This window comes from Halanaerobaculum tunisiense, from assembly GCF_054657635.1.
This window is the reverse complement of the sequence record NZ_BAAHYI010000018.1, coordinates 13,822-34,468: the sequence shown is the minus strand read 5'-3', so window position 1 is coordinate 34,468 and position 20,647 is coordinate 13,822. Positions and strand designations below refer to the sequence as shown.

The following is a 20,647-nucleotide window of genomic DNA, read 5'->3' as shown; positions in this document are numbered from 1 at the left end:
GATATAACTTAAATTATTTTGTTTCTTCTTTAACTTCTTTAGCAATATTAGATGGAACTTCTTCATAATGATCCATCTGCATCACATACTGAGCACGACCCTGAGTAGTAGAGCGTAAGTCAGTAGAATAACCAAACATCTCCGATAATGGAACATAAGCATTAATTATGCGAGCATTTCCTCGTTGTTCCATACCTTCTACTTGACCCCGACGACTATTAATATCACCAATTACATCTCCCATATACTCTTCAGGAGTAGTAACCTCTACTTCCATAACTGGTTCTAAAAGTACTGGATTAGCTTTATATGACTGTTCTCTAATTGCCATAGAACCAGCAATCTTAAAGGCCATTTCTGAGGAGTCTACTTCGTGATGAGAACCATCATTCAGAGAAACTTTAACATCAATCATTGGGTATCCAGCTACAACACCATTTTCCAGTGCTTCTTTAACTCCTTCTTCAACGGATCCAATATAATCATTAGGGATTACTCCACCAACGATATTATCTTCAAATTCAAATCCTTCGTCTGCTTCTAATGGTTCAATCTCCATAACCACGTGACCATACTGACCACGACCACCAGACTGACGAATGAATTTACCTTCTATCTCAGCTTTTTCAGTAATTGTTTCTCGATAGGCTACTTGTGGTTCGCCAATATTAGCTTCAACACCAAATTCTCTAGTTAAACGATCGATAATTACCTCTAAGTGTAACTCCCCCATACCAGAGACAATTGTTTGCCCTGTTTCTTCGTCAGTTCTAACATTAAAAGTTGGATCCTCTTCAGCTAGCTTTTGTAGAGCTTCACCTAGCTTATCACTATCCTTTTGTGTTTTAGGCTCCATAGCTACATCAATTACAGTCTCTGGGAATTCCATAGACTCTAGGACAACTGGATCTTCTTTGGTACATAATGTATCTCCAGTACCAGTATTCTTAAGTCCTACTGCAGCAGCTAAGTCACCAGCATAAACTTCTTCTCGCTCTTCTCGCTTATTAGCATGCATCTGCAGAATCCGGCCTACTCTTTCTTTTTCATCCTGAGTAGAATTATAAATATAAGAACCAGATTCTAAAATTCCTGAGTAGACTCTAAAGAAAGCTAATTTACCAACATAAGGATCAGTCATAATCTTAAATGCTAAAGCTGAGAATGGATCATCATCAGAAGCTTCCCGAGTGATTTCCTCTTCAGTCTTAGGATCAATACCTTCTACTGGAGGAATATCAACTGGAGCTGGCAGATAATCAATCACTGCATCTAATAAAGGTTGCACTCCTTTATTCTTTAAAGCAGTACCACATAATACTGGAGTAAATTCATTAGCTATAGTTCCTTTTCGTAGGGCAGCTTTAATTTCGTCTGCTGTAATTTCCTCTTCCTCTAAATACTTCATCATTAGTTCTTCATCTACATCAGCAACTTTTTCTAATAATTGTTCTCTGTATTCCTCTGCTTTATCTTGTAACTCAGCAGGGATTTCCTCTCTAGTATAATCAATACCTAATTCATCATCTGCATCATCATACAGAATTGCTTCCATAGTAACTAAATCAATAGAACCTCTGTAGTCTTCCTCTTTTCCAATTGGAAGTTGAATAGCAACTGGATTAGCATCAATTCTGTCTTCCATCATCTGCAATACATTATAAAAATCAGCCCCAGTTCTATCCATCTTATTTACAAAAGCAATTTTAGGTACATTATACTTATCTGCTTGTCGCCATACTGTCTCTGATTGAGGCTCAACTCCTCCTACAGAACAGAAGACACCAATAGCTCCATCTAATACTCGCAGTGATCTTTCTACCTCAACAGTGAAGTCCACGTGTCCAGGCGTGTCTATAATGTTAATCCGATGATCATCCCACTGACAAGTAGTAGCAGCAGAGGTAATTGTAATTCCTCGTTCTTTCTCCTGATCCATCCAGTCCATCTGTGAATCTCCATCATGAGTCTCACCAATCTTGTGTACACGACCTGTATAAAACAACATCCGTTCTGTAGTAGTTGTCTTACCAGCATCAATGTGGGCCATCAGTCCAATATTTCGTGTCTTTTTTAGCGAAAATTGTCTGGGCACTTACAACACCCTCCTTTGTATTTGATCTACCATCTATAATGAGCAAATGCTTTATTAGCTTCAGCCATACGATGTACTTCTTCTTTTTTCCTTACAGCTCCGCCTTCTTCGTTATAGGCAGCAACAATTTCATTAGCTACTCTATCGCTCATATCTCTTTCTCCACGATTTCGAGCAGCATTAACAAGCCAACGCAATCCTAAAGTTAAACGTCGCTGATTATCAGCTTCTACAGGAACTTGGTAGTTAGCTCCTCCTACACGACGAGTCTTAATCTCCAATACAGGCATTACATTATTTAAAGCTTCTTTTAAAACTTCCATTTGATTCTCTCTAGTCTTATCAGCTACTTTATCCATAGCTTCATAAAAAATATTTTCTGCTAGACCTTTTTTACCATCATACATGATCTTATTAATAATTCGACTGGCTAACTTACTTTTATATATTGGATCAGCACTAATTTCACGTTTTTGAGCTTGACCTTTACGTGACACTAACCTCCCCCTCCTTTCAACTAGTTATCTTATTCGTTAGGCTTTTTGACACCATACTTAGATCGACCTTGCTTCCTATCTTCAACTCCAGCACAATCTAAAGCTCCACGAACTATTGTGTATCTCACACCAGGTAAGTCTTTAACACGACCACCTCTGACTAGTACAACAGAGTGTTCCTGGAGATTATGACCAATACCTGGAATATAAGCTGTAATTTCCTTTCCATTAGTCAACCGTACACGAGCTACCTTTCTTAGAGCAGAATTAGGCTTTTTAGGAGTAGCAGTATATACTCTAGTACAAACTCCTCTTTTTTGTGGTGCTCCATCTAAAGCTCCAGCTCCCTCTCTCTTTTTAACCTTATCTCTTCCTTTTCGTACCAACTGATTAATTGTTGGCATTCCTACACCTCCTCTCGAGTTTTTATCTATAAAGCTCTAGATAGAGGTAACCCCCTATCTAGATTAATTTATTGACTAACCATAGTATATAATCACTCACAACACACTTACGTATTCTAACATCTTATTTTTCATCTGTCAACCTTTTTTAACTTTCTTCTACAATTTCTGGCTCAACATCTTTATATTCTTCCATTCCTGTACCTGCTGGAATAGATTGACCAACAATCACATTCTCTTTTAATCCTTCTAAATCATCTCGTTTTCCTTCTAAAGAAGATTCAGTTAAGATTCTAGTAGTCTCCTGGAAGGAAGCAGCAGATAAGAAACTTTCTGTATTTAGAGATGATTTAGTAATTCCTAGTAACGTAGGTTCTGCAATTGCTTGCTCTTCTCCTTGCTCAACTGCTTTTTGATTAGCTGCTTCAAATTCAAAGATATCAACTAAATCACCAGGCAGTAAATCTGTAGAACCTGACTCTTTAATTTTCACTTTATTAGTCATCTGTCTAATAACAACCTCAATATGCTTATCATCAATAGCTACACCCTGAGATCTATAAACTCTTTGTACTTCAGCTAATAAATATTGCTGAGTAGCTTGTTTACCATCAATATTAAGAATATCTTCTGGATCTAATGGTCCTTTAGTTAATCTATCCCCTGTTTCAACATAATCTCCATCTGATACTATTAACTCTGAACCATATGGTAACTTATATGTCTTTTGTCTTCCATCTTCTGTCTTAATAACTGCTTTATGAGATTGATTATTCTCTACAATATTTATCTCGCCACTTAATTCAGTCAAAACTGCCTGTCCTTTAGGATTCCGGGCTTCAAATAACTCTTCTACTCTTGGTAAACCTTGTGTGATATCATCACCAGCAACTCCACCAGTGTGGAAAGTCTTCATTGTTAACTGCGTTCCTGGCTCACCAATAGATTGAGCTGCCATAATACCAACAGCTTCCCCCATCTTAATTGGTTTGCTATCAGCAAGATCTCGACCATAACACTTCTGACAGATTCCATCTTCAGTAGCACAATTCAAGACTGCTCTAATTGTAGCTGCTTCTAGACTGGAATTTCCTATCTGCTCTGCTTTAGCTTCATTTATCATTTCATCAGCTTCTACAATAGTTTCTCCTGTTTCAGGGTCAACAATATCTTCAAAGGCTACTCTACCAAGCACTCTTTCCTCTAGTGGCTCAATTACTTCTCCATCTTCTTTAATCGGTTCTAATTTGGTTCCTGCATCAGTACCACAATCTTCCTCAGTAATTACAACATCCTGAGATACATCAACTAACCGCCGAGTTAGATAACCAGAGTCGGCAGTTCTTAGTGCTGTATCTGCTAATCCCTTTCGGGCACCGTGAGTAGAGATAAAGTACTCTAGTACAGACAATCCTTCCCGGAAACAAGCTTTAATCGGCATATCAATAATTCGACCAGAAGGATCTGCCATTAAACCACGCATCCCACCTAACTGAGAAATCTGTGATGTATTACCTCGGGCACCAGAGGTAGCCATCATATAAATCGGATTGAATTCACCTAAGTTATCAATCAAGGCCTCGGTAACATCATCTTTAGCATCGCCCCAAATGTCTATTGTGCGTTGATAACGTTCTCTTTCAGTTATTAAACCGCGCCGATACTGAGTTTCAACCTTTTCCACTTCTTCTTCAGATTCAGCTAAAATTTCATATTTGGAATCTGGAATATTAACATCACTAACACTGATTGTAAGTCCTGATTTTGTAGCATAATGGAAAGTTATATCCTTAATATCATCAAGGATATCAGCAGTTCTATTCGGACCTAATTTTTCGTGACATTCACCTACTAAATCTCCTAGTCCTCCTTTATCAAAAACCTTATTATAGAATGGTAATTCAGGTGGTAAAATGTCATTAAAGATAACTCGACCTACGCTAGTATCAACCCATCCTTCGCTATCTGTTTTATATTTAATCTTAGTCTGTAAAGTGACTATATCATTTTCATAAGCTTTGATCACTTCATCTGGTGAACCATAAAGTTTGCCTTCGCCTTTTTCTCCATCCTTTTGGATAGTTAAGTAATAGACTCCTAATACCATATCTTGCGTTGGAACAGCTATCGCTTCTCCATCAGCTGGAGATAATAGATTATACGTTGCAGACATTAACATTCTTGCTTCAGTTTGGGCAGCTGAAGATAAAGGTACGTGAACTGCCATCTGATCACCATCAAAGTCTGCATTATAAGCAGGACAAACAAGAGGATGGATTTTAATAGCTTTTCCTTCTACCAAGATTGGTTCAAAAGCTTGGATACCTAATCTGTGTAATGTTGGCGCACGATTTAAGAGGACTGGATGTTCTTTAATTACCTCTTCTAAAATATCCCACACTTCACTAGCTTCATTTTCTACCATACTTTTAGCACTTTTAATATTATGGGCCAACTCTTGATCAACTAAGCCCTTCATTACAAATGGTTTAAATAATTCTAACGCCATCTTTCTTGGTAATCCACACTGATCCATCCTTAAATCAGGGCCAACAACAATTACTGACCGACCAGAGTAGTCAACACGCTTTCCTAATAAGTTCTGGCGGAAGCGACCTTGTTTTCCTTTCAGCATATCACTTAATGACTTTAGTGGTCGATTACTAGATCCAGTTACTGGGCGACCACGACGACCGTTATCAATTAAAGCATCTACTGCTTCCTGTAACATTCTTTTTTCATTTCTAATAATGATTTCAGGAGCACCTAACTCCAATAATCTCTTAAGCCGATTATTCCGATTGATTACTCGCCGATACAGATCATTTAAATCAGAGGTAGCAAAACGGCCACCATCTAATTGCACCATTGGACGCAACTCTGGTGGAATAACAGGCATAGCTTCTAAAACCATCCACTCTGGTTTATTATCTGAACTCTTAAGCCCTTCTAAAACTTTAAGTCTTCTAACGACTCGTTTACGTCGTTGACCAGAAAGGCCCTGTACTTCTTCCTCTAATTCTTTGATCTCCTCAGCTAGATCCATATTGGCCAAAATTTCTTTAATAGCTTCAGCCCCCATACCTGCTTTAAATCTATCTCCATACTTAGTTTGGGCTTCTCGATACTCACTCTCACTTAATAATTGTTTTTCACTTAAGGGAGTATCGCCAGGATCAATTACAATATAAGAGACAAAATAAAGGGCTTTCTCTAAGGAACGAGGCGACATATCCATTACTACTCCTAACCGACTAGGAATTCCTTTAAAGAACCAAATATGAGACACAGGAGCAGCTAATTCAATATGCCCCATTCTTTCTCTTCGCACCTTAGACTTAGTAACTTCTACTCCACAACGGTCACAGACAACCCCTTTGTATCTGACTCGCTTATATTTTCCACAGTGGCATTCCCAATCCTTAGTAGGACCAAAAATCTTTTCACAAAATAATCCTTCTTTTTCCGGTTTCAGTGTTCGATAATTAATTGTTTCTGGCTTTTTAACCTCACCACTGGACCAAGAACGAATCTGTTCTGGGGAAGCCAAACCAATCTCCATAAAATCAAAATTATTTGGATTAAACAAGGCCACACTCCTCCCTTTTTTAATCTTCACTTCCAATTCTTATATTATACATCTTAAATCGAATTAATACTGCAATTCCTTAATTACTCTTTATCTTCAGACTCCTCATCATCAGACAAACCACCAATTCCTAGCTTCTTAGAAGTTTCATTAACTTCTTCATCATCTAAAGATAATTTATTTTCATCTTCAGAGTAGATATTAGCATCAAGACCAATACTTTGCATCTCCTTAATCAGCACTTTAAAGGATTCAGGAATTCCTGGTTCAGGAACATTCTCGCCCTTTACAATTGATTCATAGGCCTGAACACGACCAACTACATCATCCGACTTAACAGTTAACATCTCCTGCAGAGTATTAGCAGCACCATAAGCTTCTAGAGCCCAAACTTCCATTTCACCAAATCGCTGACCACCAAATTGAGCTTTACCTCCTAGTGGTTGTTGCGTAACTAAAGAGTAAGGACCTGTAGAACGACCATGCATTTTATCATGAGCTAAATGGTGTAACTTAAGCATATACATAACTCCAACAGTTACTCGTTTCTCAAATTTTTCTCCTGTTCGACCATCATATAAAACAGTCTTTCCGTCCCTCGGCAAGCCTGCTTCTTCTAATATGTCTTCAACTTCTTCCTCAGTAGCTCCATTAAAGACAGGAGTTGAGGTGTGAATTCCTAATTCCTGCGCTGCTATACCTAAGTGGGTCTCTAGCACCTGACCAATATTCATTCTTGATGGTACACCTAGTGGATTTAAGACAATCTCTACTGGCTCTCCATTTGGTAAATAAGGCATATCTTCTTCGGGCAAGATTCTAGAAATAACACCCTTATTACCATGGCGACCTGCTAACTTATCTCCTACAGTAATCTTTAACTTTTTAGCTACATAGACTCTAACTAATTTATTAACTCCAGTCTGTAAATCATCGCCTTCTTCTCGATCAAAGACCTTAACATCAGTTACAATTCCTTCTTCTCCGTGAGGTACTTTAAGAGAAGTATCTCTTACTTCTCGAGCTTTTTCCCCAAAGATAGCCCGCAGTAATCTTTCTTCAGCTGATAACTCTTTTTCTCCTTTTGGAGTTACCTTACCTACTAGAATATCACCACTTTCCACTTCAGCTCCTTCTCTAATAATACCTCGTTCGTCTAAGTCCTTCAAGGAGTCTTTACTAACATTTGGGATCTCCCTTGTTATCTCTTCAGGACCTAGCTTAGTATCTCTAGCTTCTGCTTCGTACTCCTCAATATGGACTGAAGTTAAAGAATCATTTTTAACTAATCTTTCACTAATTAAGATAGCATCCTCATAATTATAACCTTCCCAAGCCATAAAGGCTACTGTACAATTCCGACCTAGAGCTAATTCACCTTTATCAGTAGCAGGGCCATCAGCTATAATTATACCTTCTTCTACATAATCACCTTTCTTAACAATTGGGCGCTGGTTCATACAACTACCTTGGTTAGAACGAGCAAACTTAGTCAAAGTGTACTTATCTATTGTATCCTCTTCAGTCCGGATTAAAATCTCATCACCAGCAACTTTAACAACTTCACCACTATTTTTAGCAACTTCTACTGCTCCAGAGTCCTTAGCAACCTTATATTCAATTCCAGTTCCTACTCGGGGAGCATCAGTCTTTAATAATGGTACACCCTGACGCTGCATATTAGCTCCCATTAGAGCTCGGTTGGAGTCATCATTCTCGATAAAAGGAATTAAAGCTGCTGAGACACCAATGATCTGTTTAGAAGATACATCCATATAATCCACTTTATCAGGAGCAGTCTTAATATCCTCTCCGTTATGTCGCGCAAATACTTCCTCATCTACTAATTTTCCGTCTTCATCTAATTCCTCATTAGCCTGAGTAATAACATATTGATCTTCTTGCTTAGCATCTAAATATTCAATCTCTCCAGTAACAGTTTCATCCTCTACTTTACGGTACGGAGTTTCAATAAAACCAAATTCATTAGTCTTACCATAAATACAAAGCGAACCAATCAGACCGATATTAGGACCTTCCGGCGTCTCAATCGGACAGATTCTACCATAGTGAGTATGGTGGACATCACGAACATCAAAACCAGCTCGCTCCCGACTTAAGCCCCCTGGTCCTAAGGCACTCATCCTTCGCTTATGAGTTAATTCAGCCAACGGATTAGTCTGGTCCATAAATTGGGATAGTTGCCCACTACCAAAGAATTCTTTAATCGAAGCTGCTACTGGACGAGTATTAATTAGATTCTGGGGAGTGATTACATCCAGATCCTGAATAGTCATTCGTTCCTTAACTACTCGCTCCATTCTTGATAAACCAATTCTAAATTGATTCTGGAGTAACTCTCCTATTGTCTTTAACCGTCTATTGGATAGATGGTCAATATCATCCACTTCTGCATAATCTTCATCATCAATCAATCCTACCATATACTTAGCACTCTCTATGATGTCCTCTTCTACTAAAGTTCTTTGTTCTAAATCATAATCCAAACCTAATTTTTCATTGATCTTATAACGACCAACTTTAGCTAAATCATATCGTTTCCGATCAAAGAATAAAGATTCAATTAAATTTTGCGCACTTTCTACTGTCGGTGGTTCACCTGGCCGTTGATTTTTATATAACTCAATTAGAGCTTCTTCTTCACTTTCAGTATTATCCTTTTCAATTGTTTTGTGGATAACTTCATGATCACCTAACAGCTCGATCAATTCAGCATCAGTTCCATATCCTAATGCTCTAAATAAAACAGTACTAGGGAACTTACGGTTTCGATCAACTCGAACCGAAATAATTCGTTTTTTATCATACTCAAACTCAATCCAAGCCCCGCGATTAGGAATAATACTTCCATTATATAAAGTTCTTCCGTCTTTAGTCATCTCTCTATCGTAATAGACACCTGCTGATCGAATTAACTGATTAACAATAACTCGCTCAGCTCCATTGATGATAAAGGTTCCCCGGTCAGTCATCAACGGAAAATTAGCCATAAAGACATCTTGTTCTTTAATCTCACCTGTATCCCGATTAATCAATCTCACTCTAGCATTTAACGGTGCATCGTAACTAACATCTCGATTCTTACTCTGAAGTTCATCGTACTTAGGTTCATCCATAGAATAATCAATAAATTCTAACACTAAATTATCGGAAAAATCCTGAATTGGGGAGATTTCATCAAATAACTCCATTAATCCTACGTCTAAAAACCACTGATATGAACTTTTCTGCGTCCTAATTAAATAAGGCATTTCCATTCCGTCATCTGTCTTAGCAAAACTGCGTCTTTCTCTCTTCAACGAGTTTGCTGGCTTAGTCATAAACAATTGTCACCCCCGCAGATTTTATCAAGCACCAACTAATCAGAACTAGCCCCCCTATAAAACTAACACCTACCATTTATATTTACTCATTTTATACAAAATATGTATCTAATTGAAAACAATTAAATAACTTTTGCAATATAGCTATAACAAAATATAGCTACAACAATAAACAATAGTAACACACTCTTAAAATTTTGTCAAGATTAAGGGAGCAAATAAGGCAAAAAAGCACCCTGTTATAATTAACAGAGTGCTTTTATTCTCTCTTATAAATCATTATTCTATTGCCCAACTAAGTTATTTAAGTTCAACTTCAGCTCCAGATTCTTCTAACTGTTCTTTGATATCTTCTGCTTCTTCTTCTTCTAATCCTTCTTGAACAGGATTTGGAAGATCGTCTACAAGGGCTTTAGCATCCTTAAGACCTAAATCAGTAACTTCTCTTACAGCTTTAATTACCTTAATCTTACTATCTCCAGCAGAAGTTAAAACAACATCAAAATCAGTCTGCTCTTCCTCTTCAGCTCCACCGCCAGCAGCACCAGCAGCAGGAGCAGCAGCTACAGGAGCAGCGCTTACATCAAATTTTTCCTCTAATTCTTCAACCAATTCAGCAAGTTCTAAAACAGTCATTTCCTCAATAGCATCTAAAATTTCTTCTTTAGTCATCTTAAAATCTCCTCCTTAAAATTATATGTTAGTCTTCTTTTTGGTCTTTAATAGAATTAAGTGCCTGAGCTAAACTCTGTAATGGATAATTTAAAGCATGTGCTAAACCAGAAATTGGCGCTTTCATGCTTCGAGCAATCTGGCCTAATAATACTTCTCGTGGTGGAATATCAGCTAAGGATTCAATATCATCAGCATCCACTACTGAACCTTCCACAATTCCTGATTTAATCTCTAAATCTTCATGCTCCTCGGCAAAATCAGCTAGTACCTGAGCCGGAGCAACAGGATCTTCATTAGAAAAAGCAATAGCAGTTGGCCCTGCTAGATATTCTTCGATCTCTTCTACCCCTGCATTTTTAGCTGCTAAATAAGCAAGAGTATTCTTCACAACTTTATATTCTACTCCAGAATCTCTTAACTGATCACGTAATTCTGTTACTTCTTCTACATTCAAACCACGATAATCAGTCAACACAGCTGATTTGGCTGTTGAAAATTGGTCAGTTAATTCTTCTACAACTAACTCTTTCTCTCGGCGAGCTACCACTTTATTACGTCACCTCCTTGTCAAACAAACTAAAAAAGAGTCTCCGCCGTAGCCAGAGACTCTAGACAAACACCAAGGGGTAATATATAAGCTGTGCGTTCAAGATTGAGTTTAAGTTCAATCTTGAACTTAAGCTCAAACTAAAACTCGAGTTTATATTTATTACCGGCCTCGGCAGGCATAATTTAAGCTTTGCTAAGCACCTACTGTCTACGGCTACGAAGTTCTTTATTATCTTATTTAAGACAACAGACTTATTATAGCATACCAAATTCAACTCGTCAATTACAAGTTACAGAAAAATTAAGTAACTATATCTAAAACAGTCTGTGAATCAACTTTAATTCCTGGTCCCATTGTGGAAGACACAGCAATATTAAGCAAGAATCTACCTTTAACTCCTTCGGGTCTGGACTTAACTAATGCTTCCATTAGTCCCACAAAGTTTTCGTATAATTCATCTACAGTAAAAGTATCTTTGCCGATCGGGGCATGTACATTACCCGCTTTATCAGCTCTATATTCTATCTTACCAGCTTTAAGTTCACTGATAGCTTCTTCTAAATCAAAAGTTACTGTCCCAACTTTAGGATTCGGCATTAATCCTTGCGGACCTAAGATAGGACCTAACTTACCGACTACACTCATCATATCTGGAGTGGCTAATACAGCATCAAAATCCATCCAACCATTTTGGATTCTCTCAGCTAATTCTTCGCCACCTACAACATCTGCTCCAGCAGCTTCAGCTTCTTTTTGCTTTTCTCCCTGGGCAAAAACAATAACCTTAACTTCTTGTCCAGTTCCATTCGGTAGCACATAAGTATCTCTTACCTGCTGGTCCTCAATTCCTAATCTAGTAGATAACTCAATTGTTTCTGCAAAATTAGCAGTAGCAGTCTCTTTAGCTAACTCAAGCGCTTCTCGAATATCATAAACTTTATCTTTATCAACCTTATCCACTGCATTATTATATCTTTTTGACATTCTAATACCTCCCTGGTGGTAATAACGGATTTATCCTCCCACTCGTTATTTAGTCCTCTACAACAAGTCCCATACTACGAGCAGTACCTTTAATCATACTCATAGCAGATTCTATAGTAGCAGCATTTAAATCTTCCATCTTTAATTCAGCAATTTCTTTTACATCATCTGGACTTACAGTTCCTACTTTGTTAACATTTGGTTCTCCAGAAGCTGTTTCCAAACCAGCAGCTTTCTTCAATAAATCAGCTGCAGGTGGAGTTTTAGTAATAAAATCAAAGGATCTATCAGCATAAACTGTAATCTCTACTGGAATAACATTTCCAGCTTGATCAGCAGTCTTAGCATTAAAAGCTTTACAAAACTCCATAATATTAATTCCATGTTGACCTAGCGCTGGACCAACTGGCGGAGCTGGACTAGCTTCACCGGCAGGAATTTGTAAACTAATCTCTCCAACTACTTTCTTAGCCATAATTGACACCTCCTTTTTCCTAATTTAACTTTATACTTGTTCTACTTCAGTAAAGTCTAGTTCTACTGGAGTATCGCGACCAAACATAGAAACTAGCACCTTTACTTCTTCTGTCTTATAATCTATTTCTTTAATCTCCCCCACATGGTCTTCTAAGACACCATTTAAAACTTGGACTTTTTGCCCTATCTCTAAATCAGTATTGGCTTTGGCTATATCTTCTTCGCCCATATCCTGCTTGATTCTTCTGATTTCTTCCTCAGAAACAGGAACAGGATCTTTACCAGCACTAGCAAAACCAATAACTCCTGGTGTATTATTAACAAGATACCATGCCTCATCTTCCATAATCATATTAATTAATACATAGCCAGGAAAGATTTCATCCTTTTTTACATTTTCTTCGCCATCTTTAACTTCCACTTTATCTTCAGTAGGGACTAAAATTTCAAAGATTTCATCCTGCATCCCAAGGCTTTTAACTCGCTGTTTTAAGTTAGTTTTTAATCGTGTCTCGTTACCTGAATAGGTATAAATAGCATACCAATTGCGCTCACTCATAAAACCGGACTCCTAAGCTAGGAGCCACACCTCCTCTAATTAAGTATAAGTGGCCGAATAAGTTGTGAGAATAACAAATCAACTCCACCAATAAAGAAACCAAGGACTATAACCACAAAAACTACTACTCCTGTATAAGATACTACCTCGGATTGCTTCGGCCAGTTTACCTTTGTTAACTCTATTTTAACTTCTCGAAAGAACTTTTTTACCTGTTCTAAAGAACTTTTATCATTGGCCATTTACCACACATCCCCACTAATATTTGTTGGAATTAAAATCCTAATTAACCACTTACCTTATCTAGTCTCTTTATGAAGTGTGTGCTCTTTACAGAACTTACAATATTTCTTTAACTCTAATCTCTGTCGTTGATTACTTGAATTTTTAGTAGTACTATAATTACGTCTTTTACACTCTGTACAAGCTAAAGTAATTATTTCCCTCATAACTGCCACCTCCTCAGAGTGCACACCAACTAGTAACCCTTACACCGGATATACTTTATCATATTATAACCAAAAAATCAATGATTAATTCTAGTTGAAGGCAAATTAAGTAGTACAGAATAGAAAAGCAGGTATCTTACATACCCGCTTTCCTGGAGTAAATTTCTAATTTTTACTCAACGATTTCAGTAACCACACCAGCGCCTACAGTCTTGCCACCTTCCCGAATTGCAAATCTTAATCCTTCTTCCATTGCAATCGGTGAAATTAATTCTGCATCCATCTCAATGTTATCTCCTGGCATTACCATATCTACATCTTCTGGTAGGTTAATTGTTCCTGTTACGTCTGTTGTTCGGAAATAAAACTGAGGCTTATAGCCATCAAAGAATGGTGTGTGTCGGCCACCTTCATCTTTGCTAAGAACATAAACTTCTGCCTTGAACTTAGTATGTGGCGTAATTGAACCTGGTTCAGCTAGTACTTGACCTCGTTCAATATCTTCTTTATCAATACCTCTTAGTAGTGCTCCTACATTATCTCCTGCTTGAGAACTCTCCATTTGCTTTCTAAACATCTCAAGTCCTGTAATTACTGTCTCTTCTGTTTCTTTAATTCCTACAATCTCCGCTTCATCTCCTACTTCTATTGTTCCTCGCTCCACACGACCTGTCGCTACTGTTCCTCGACCAGTAATTGTAAAGATATCTTCAATTGGTAGTAGGAATTCTTTCTCTGTATCTCTCTCTGGAGTAGGAATATTCTCGTCTACTGCATCCATTAAATCTTTAATATCTTCTGCCCATTCTCCTGTTGGCTCTTCAATTGCTTTTAGGGCTGATCCAGTAACGATTGTAGCATCATCTCCATCAAATTCATACTCATTAAGTAACTCTCTTACTTCCATCTCTACTAATTCAATTAACTCTTCGTCTTCTACCATATCTGCTTTGTTTAAGAAGACTACAATTTCTGGCACTCCTACCTGACGAGCTAATAGTAAGTGCTCTCTTGTTTGCGGCATTGGCCCATCTGCTGCTGATACAATTAAAATTGCACCATCCATCTGAGCTGCACCTGTAATCATATTCTTTACATAGTCTGCGTGACCTGGGCAGTCTACGTGAGCATAGTGTCTATTAGCTGTCTCATACTCTACGTGAGACGTAGCAATTGTAATTCCTCGTTCCTGCTCTTCTGGTGCGTTATCAATCTCACCAAATTCCACTGATCCTTCGTCTCCTGCTGACAATACTTTCGTAATTGCAGCTGTTGTTGTTGTCTTTCCGTGGTCTACGTGTCCAATTGTACCAATGTTAATATGTGGTTTGTTTCGCTCAAACTTTTCTTTTCCCATTTCTATCTTCCCTCCTATACCTCTTCAAAAGTTTATTAGTAACTAAATATAACTTAAAGGTGATCTGAGATCACCAGTTTTAGTATGTAAACAAGAAATCTAATTTTAATTGGAGCCCACAACCGGAGTTGAACCGGTGACCTCATCCTTACCATGGATGCGCTCTACCACCTGAGCTATGTGGGCAAAAACAAAGAAAAATTCTCTTTAGACAACAAATATAATATCAATGTCAGTTACAACACCATCGACATTATATATCTTTTGCCTAAAGAGGTCAAGAAGCAAATTGAATTATTTACTTAAATAATTTGTTATATAATCTATTTAACTCCAATTTCATCCTATTTTCTCTAGTTCCCATTAAAAGTTATGTTCTTCTAATAAATCACTAACTTTACTTTTAATCCGTTGTAAAGCATTATCCACTGATTTAACGCGCCGGTCTAAATTATTAGCTATTTCCTGATAACTTTTATCCTCTAAATATTCCTCTAAGACTTCCAATTCCAAATCACTTAATATTTCCTGAATCTTTTCTTCTAAAAAATCATAAGACTGATTAGTAATAAAAGTCTGTTCCGGATTATAAAGTTCACTACTTTCTAAGATATCCAATAAAGTTCGATCAGATTCTTGATTAAAAACAGGTTTATTTAAAGATGAATAGGAATTTAAAGGTTGATGTTTCTGTCGAGTAGCAGTCTTAATAGCCGTGATAATCTGCCGAGTAATACATAATTCAGCAAAAGAGCGAAAAGAAGCTTGTCTCTGGACCTCATAATCTTTAATTGCTTTATATAAACCAATTAATCCTTCTTGAATAATATCATCCCGACCTGCTCCTACTAAAAAATAAGAATTAGACTTAGCTTTAACAAAATTCTGATACTTCTTGAGTAAATATTCTATAGCTACTTTATTTCCTTGCTGAGCTTGCTGTACTACTTGATCATCAGTCAGGCCATGATAGTCACTATATTTTTTACTGGATAAAATCGGTTGCGGCATAATTTCCTCCACCTTTTATTGCTATATTAAAGACTGAACAACATCATTATAACTTATATAATTTAGCATAGTCAAGCAAGGATAGTTTGTAACTTTTTCCTCTATTTATTAGTCTTGATTATACTTAATAATTTTAGGTTCAGGAGAATAAATATTCTCAGAAATTATCTCCTCTTTAATTATATCTTCTTGGTTAAATACTAATCTTTTGACTATAACTTTAGTCCCAGCTCTTCCGAACTGAACTACCTTGCGAGCCCCCCGACTGTAGGCTAGAATCTATTTTTTCAATTGTATCAGATTCTAAAGTTTAAGGTATATAATCTACTGATTAAGAATGAGGCCTTCTCTCCAACAATTTCTTCAGTCCCTAACTTTATATTTAAGTAGTATAAGTAGCAATTATATCCTTTACATTATATTTTCTGATCTTGGCCCAATTTGAAAAACCAGATACAGTAGTCTGAGGTACCAGCAAAGCTATAACAATTAGTAGCAACAGACTAACTATAGTTTCCTGCTTTATCTTTAACCTTTAATCCGCTGTCGTAGTGCATCATAAACTAATACTCCAGTTGCTACTGAAGCATTTAAAGATTCTAACTCTCCTTGCATAGGCATCTTAACTAAAAAGTCACACTTTTCTTTGACTAATCTTCTCATCCCAGATCCTTCACTACCAATCACCAAACCTAATGCTCCTGTTAAATCACTCTCAAAGTAATTACTACCAGACATATCTGCCCCAGCAATCCAAAAACCTAGCTCCTTTAGTTGTTCTATACTCCGGGCCAAGTTAGTTACCTTAGCTACTGGTATATTTTCTACTGCTCCAGCTGATGCTTTAGCTACTACTGGAGTAAACCCAACTGCTCTCCGCTTAGGGATGATTACTCCATCAACCCCAGCTCCATCACAAATCCGTAAAATAGCTCCTAAATTATGAGGGTCCTTAATTTCATCTAGTAGGACTAACAAAGGAGCCTCCTTATCTTCACTAGTAACAGCTTCCTCTTTGGCATACTGGACTAGCTCATCTAAGTCCCAATAATCTAGTGCCTGTCCATAGGCAATCACCCCTTGGTGAGCATGGGATTTAGCTCGGTGATTCAATTTATCCTTAGTTACCTCGTTAATCTTAACTCCCTTTTCAGCAGCTAAATCATAGATAGTATCAATTACTTGTCCTTGGGCCGTCTCTAAGATCAATATTTCCTCTAATCTACCAGATTTTAGAGCTGCAATAACTGGATTTCTGCCTTCAATTTGTGCCATTCTTAATCACCTCTTATTTTTATTAGTTTATGTCACTTATAGTAACACAGCTATGAGTCGTCGGCTGTGGGCTATGAGCTAAATCAAAACCTTTAAATTCAAAATCTATAATTTCTATGTTTATAGCAGACAGCTGATAGCTCATGACACACAGCATACAACTAACCTAAAAACTGATCCCTCATTTGTTCCTGCTGACCACAAGTCATTTTACCTTCTTTACATGCCCCATGGATACAAGAAGGTAGAGCTTGTTCATACAAAACAGAAGATAAATCTCGCAACTGTAATAACTTCTTAGTAGATAACTCTCTAATCTCCCACTGCGCTTTGTTACATATTCTCTCTGCTAACATTTCTTGATCAATTCTAGCATTAGTCGAGATAACCAACTTAATCTGATCACAATTTAACAAGAAAGGTAATGCCTTATCTAAACCGTATTCCCGATAAATCTTTAATCGCAAGTCTTTAAATTGCTTAGCCAGCTTTAAAAACTCAGCTTTAAAATCTGACTCTTCTATTCTTGGTGGTACAAGTAACTCCCGATCTTGCTCTAAAATTAAATTAGCTAATCTTTCTCTATGGTTTTCCGATAAACGATGTCGAATCTGTTGGTGATAGGTAACAAGACTACACATCATTCCAAAGGTAGTTCTTGCTTGTTCAGCAATACTCTCATGGCCATAATCTAAGACTCTTTCTGTTAATCCTTGCGCTTTGCTAGTAGCTTGGGCACCCCAATCAGCTAACTTTTGGGAAGGAACTACTGGCGAAGTACTTGTAGCAGCTCCTAAACCAACCTTTAAATCCAAATTAGTAAAAGAGTTTAATAATATCATATTATCTTCTGGAGTTAAGCTAGCAAAATCCTGCTGATAAAGATCAGCTACTAGATCATAATCACTACTACTAGTGCTCTTAGGCAACAGATTCAGTAAAGAAGCCGGCAACTGCTCTTCCATTGCAGTTCTGAATTCTTTAAATATAGAACCATATTGTTGATCAGTTAATAAACAGAATAAATCATATAACTTGTCTCCTGTCATAGCTACCGAAATATTAGTTTTAGTAGCTAAAGGTAGTATATACCGCGCATCTTCAATTGGGATTCCATGTTTATAGTCTGCAACTTTAGGTCGTCTCTTGGCTGATTCTGATTTTAACTCAGACATTTTATTATAGAGAACAAAAGCTTGCTCAATTAAGTCTGTAGCCTGCTGTAAATCCTCAGGAGCCAGCTCGGGAAGTGAATAGGCAGTTTCTTTCATTGTTACATACCTTTGGCTTTGTTGTACATAAGAATCCTTTAGTTCACATAATAAAGTACTCTGGAGTCTAGTAATCTTCTCAGCTATAAAGGATAGATTAACTCTACGAAGTGCTTCTTTAATAGTATCTTCTTCTATCTGCTTAATATTATTCCTATCTAACCATGATCTTACTTGATCAAGGCCAGTCTGTTCAAAATTAGTAATTCTCATCTTAGCCACTTCCTCCTTATTCAATTTAAAATTACTACAAATCTATTCCAATAACCCTGCTTGGTAGTAGTTCTTAATCTCTGTAAATAATTCTAACAACCGTTCTTCTTCCTCAGCTAGATACAAATAACCAACTAAAGCTTCAAAGGCAGTACTATACTGATAAACTGCCCGATCAACTCCACTAGGTACATTTGTCTGCGCATTCCGACCGCGGCGTACAATAGCTGCTTCTTCTGTAGTTAACTCTGGCCGTAACTTCTCTAATAATTTAGCTTGAGCTTCAGCATTAACATACTCAATTGCTTGCTGGTGCAAATGACCTGGCTTACCTCCTGTTTCTAGAAGATAAGTTCTAATAAATAATTCAAAAACATTATCTCCTATATAAGCTAGACTAGCTGGGGATAACAAATTAGGTCGATCAGGAAAATTATTTAATCCTGCAAACACTACTATCACCTACCTTATCTTCCATTCTGGTCCTTGCGGTGTATCCTTAACCTCTACTCCTATATCAGTTAATTTATCTCGTACTTTATCAGCTAACTGGTAGTCTTCTTGGACTCTTAAGTCCTCTCTTAACTCCAATAATAACTCTACTAAGGGGCCAACTAATTGATTCTGCTCAGTTTCTTGATCACTAGTTAAAATTCCTAATACTTCTTGGCCTAATTCTGTAAAGAGATTATGAGCTACTACTAAAACATCCTGGACCTGACTTGTTAAGGCAAACTGATCACTATTGACAAACCGATTAATCTCGCTAGCTAATTCATGTAAGGTACCTACTGCTAGAGCAGTATTAAAGTCATCATCCATAGCAGCAATGAATTTTTCCTTTTTAGCCTGACAGATCTGGCGTAATTTAGCCCCCGTCATAGTACCTGCTACTAGTTCTTGAGCTAACAGATGCTCTAATTTATCTACAGTATTCTCCAGTCGCTCTAATCCTTTAGCTGCTTCCTCTAAAGCTTGATCACTAAAGTTAATCGGACTACGATAGTGTTTAGAGATTAAAAAGAAGCGGACTACAGATGCTGGATACTGCTCTAATATCTCGCGAGTAGTAAAGAAATTACCTAGAGATTTTGACATCTTTTCGCCATCAATATTAATATAACCATTATGGATCCAGTATTTAACTACTTCTCTGTTACAGCAAGCCTCGCTTTGAGCAATCTCATTCTCATGATGCGGGAAAGTTAGATCCACTCCTCCAGTATGAATATCAAACTCTGGTCCTAAATATTTAGTAGACATCACTGAACATTCAATATGCCAACCTGGTCTACCTGACCCCCAAGGACTATCCCAAGCTGGTTCTTCTGCTTTACTTGCCTTCCATAGAGTAAAGTCCAAGGGATCCTCTTTTTGCTGATTCACTTCTATTCTATCTCCTGCTCGTAAGTCTTCTATTTTAGTATTCGATAACTTACCATAATCTTCAAACTCAGTTACTCTAAAATAAACATCTCCATCTTGCTCGTAAGCATATCCCTTATCTATTAGTTGCTGGACTAAATCAATCATCTCCTCAATATGCTCAGTTGCTCGCGGATAAATATCAGCCTGTTTAATATTTAAAGCTTCTGTATCAGCAAAATAAGCCGCAATAAACTTCTCGGCTAATTCAGCAATAGTAATATCTTCTTCATTAGCTCGGTTAATCATTTTATCATCAATATCTGTAAAGTTTAAAACATGCTGCACCTCATAACCCTTATACTCTAAGTACCTTTTAATAATATCAGGCACAATAAAAGCACGAGCATTCCCAATATGAAAATAATCATAGACAGTTGGCCCGCAAGAATACATCTTAACTTGGCCTTCCTCGCGTGGCTGAAATTCTTCTTTTGTACCCGATAAAGTATTGTATACTTTTAATGCCATT

The 20,647-nt window shown here is 37.3% G+C and carries 19 protein-coding genes, 1 tRNA gene and 1 other annotated feature; all 20 genes read right to left on the bottom strand.

Annotation, left to right across the window (positions count from 1 at the left end):
- Positions 1-13 precede the first annotated feature (13 nt).
- The 20 genes from fusA to cysS all read right to left on the bottom strand — a co-directional run bounded on the left by fusA (position 14) and on the right by cysS (position 20,646).
- The gene (fusA, locus tag ACYQ3D_RS12355) at positions 14-2,095 is read right to left on the bottom strand and encodes an elongation factor G (RefSeq protein ID WP_459838729.1); all 2,082 of its coding nucleotides are present in this window, start codon (positions 2,093-2,095) and stop codon (positions 14-16) included.
- Positions 2,096-2,121: 26 nt separating this feature from the next.
- On the bottom strand, positions 2,122-2,592 hold the full coding sequence (gene rpsG / locus ACYQ3D_RS12350) for a 30S ribosomal protein S7 (protein WP_459838727.1): 471 nt from the start codon (positions 2,590-2,592) through the stop codon (positions 2,122-2,124).
- A 29-nt stretch (positions 2,593-2,621) separates the two neighbouring features.
- Positions 2,622-2,996 carry a 30S ribosomal protein S12 gene (gene rpsL, locus ACYQ3D_RS12345; RefSeq protein WP_459838725.1) on the bottom strand — a complete coding sequence of 125 codons (375 nt, stop codon included), beginning with the start codon at positions 2,994-2,996 and terminating at the stop codon, positions 2,622-2,624.
- Positions 2,997-3,144: 148 nt separating this feature from the next.
- On the bottom strand, positions 3,145-6,585 hold the full coding sequence (gene rpoC / locus ACYQ3D_RS12340; RefSeq protein WP_459838723.1) for a DNA-directed RNA polymerase subunit beta': 3,441 nt from the start codon (positions 6,583-6,585) through the stop codon (positions 3,145-3,147).
- A gap of 83 nt (positions 6,586-6,668) precedes the next feature.
- On the bottom strand, positions 6,669-9,926 hold the full coding sequence (gene rpoB / locus ACYQ3D_RS12335) for a DNA-directed RNA polymerase subunit beta (RefSeq protein WP_459838721.1): 3,258 nt from the start codon (positions 9,924-9,926) through the stop codon (positions 6,669-6,671).
- Between the two features lie 303 nt (positions 9,927-10,229).
- Positions 10,230-10,601: a 50S ribosomal protein L7/L12 gene (rplL, locus tag ACYQ3D_RS12330; RefSeq protein WP_459838719.1), complete on the bottom strand. Its 372-nt coding sequence runs from the start codon at positions 10,599-10,601 to the stop codon at positions 10,230-10,232.
- A gap of 28 nt (positions 10,602-10,629) precedes the next feature.
- Positions 10,630-11,151, bottom strand: a complete 522-nt coding sequence (rplJ, locus tag ACYQ3D_RS12325) for a 50S ribosomal protein L10 (RefSeq protein WP_459838717.1) — start codon at positions 11,149-11,151, stop codon at positions 10,630-10,632.
- Between the two features lie 22 nt (positions 11,152-11,173).
- Positions 11,174-11,385, bottom strand: a sequence feature (ribosomal protein L10 leader region).
- Between the two features lie 69 nt (positions 11,386-11,454).
- Positions 11,455-12,138 (bottom strand): 50S ribosomal protein L1, encoded by a 684-nt coding sequence (gene rplA, locus ACYQ3D_RS12320; RefSeq protein ID WP_459838715.1) that lies wholly within the window; start codon positions 12,136-12,138, stop codon positions 11,455-11,457.
- Positions 12,139-12,187: 49 nt separating this feature from the next.
- Positions 12,188-12,613, bottom strand: coding sequence for a 50S ribosomal protein L11 (gene rplK, locus ACYQ3D_RS12315; protein ID WP_459838713.1), 426 nt, complete (start codon positions 12,611-12,613; stop codon positions 12,188-12,190).
- Between the two features lie 30 nt (positions 12,614-12,643).
- Positions 12,644-13,174: a transcription termination/antitermination protein NusG gene (nusG, locus tag ACYQ3D_RS12310; RefSeq protein ID WP_459838711.1), complete on the bottom strand. Its 531-nt coding sequence runs from the start codon at positions 13,172-13,174 to the stop codon at positions 12,644-12,646.
- Positions 13,175-13,209: 35 nt separating this feature from the next.
- The gene (secE, locus tag ACYQ3D_RS12305) at positions 13,210-13,416 is read right to left on the bottom strand and encodes a preprotein translocase subunit SecE (protein ID WP_459838709.1); all 207 of its coding nucleotides are present in this window, start codon (positions 13,414-13,416) and stop codon (positions 13,210-13,212) included.
- Positions 13,417-13,473: 57 nt separating this feature from the next.
- Positions 13,474-13,623: a 50S ribosomal protein L33 gene (gene rpmG / locus ACYQ3D_RS12300; RefSeq protein WP_459838707.1), complete on the bottom strand. Its 150-nt coding sequence runs from the start codon at positions 13,621-13,623 to the stop codon at positions 13,474-13,476.
- Positions 13,624-13,795: 172 nt separating this feature from the next.
- Positions 13,796-14,980, bottom strand: coding sequence for an elongation factor Tu (gene tuf, locus ACYQ3D_RS12295; protein ID WP_459838705.1), 1,185 nt, complete (start codon positions 14,978-14,980; stop codon positions 13,796-13,798).
- A 110-nt stretch (positions 14,981-15,090) separates the two neighbouring features.
- Positions 15,091-15,166, bottom strand: a tRNA-Thr gene (locus ACYQ3D_RS12290).
- A 177-nt stretch (positions 15,167-15,343) separates the two neighbouring features.
- Positions 15,344-15,991, bottom strand: a complete 648-nt coding sequence (gene sigH, locus ACYQ3D_RS12285; RefSeq protein ID WP_459838703.1) for an RNA polymerase sporulation sigma factor SigH — start codon at positions 15,989-15,991, stop codon at positions 15,344-15,346.
- Between the two features lie 108 nt (positions 15,992-16,099).
- Entirely contained in the window at positions 16,100-16,270 is a 171-nt protein-coding gene (locus ACYQ3D_RS12280) for a G5 domain-containing protein (protein ID WP_459838731.1), read from the bottom strand.
- Positions 16,271-16,519: 249 nt separating this feature from the next.
- Entirely contained in the window at positions 16,520-17,266 is a 747-nt protein-coding gene (gene rlmB / locus ACYQ3D_RS12275) for a 23S rRNA (guanosine(2251)-2'-O)-methyltransferase RlmB (protein ID WP_459838700.1), read from the bottom strand.
- A gap of 161 nt (positions 17,267-17,427) precedes the next feature.
- Positions 17,428-18,750 carry an FAD-dependent thymidylate synthase gene (locus ACYQ3D_RS12270; RefSeq protein ID WP_459838698.1) on the bottom strand — a complete coding sequence of 441 codons (1,323 nt, stop codon included), beginning with the start codon at positions 18,748-18,750 and terminating at the stop codon, positions 17,428-17,430.
- A gap of 42 nt (positions 18,751-18,792) precedes the next feature.
- Positions 18,793-19,203 (bottom strand): Mini-ribonuclease 3, encoded by a 411-nt coding sequence (locus ACYQ3D_RS12265; RefSeq protein WP_459838696.1) that lies wholly within the window; start codon positions 19,201-19,203, stop codon positions 18,793-18,795.
- A 9-nt stretch (positions 19,204-19,212) separates the two neighbouring features.
- Positions 19,213-20,646: a cysteine--tRNA ligase gene (cysS, locus tag ACYQ3D_RS12260; protein WP_459838694.1), complete on the bottom strand. Its 1,434-nt coding sequence runs from the start codon at positions 20,644-20,646 to the stop codon at positions 19,213-19,215.
- Between the last annotated feature and the right edge of the window lies 1 nt (position 20,647).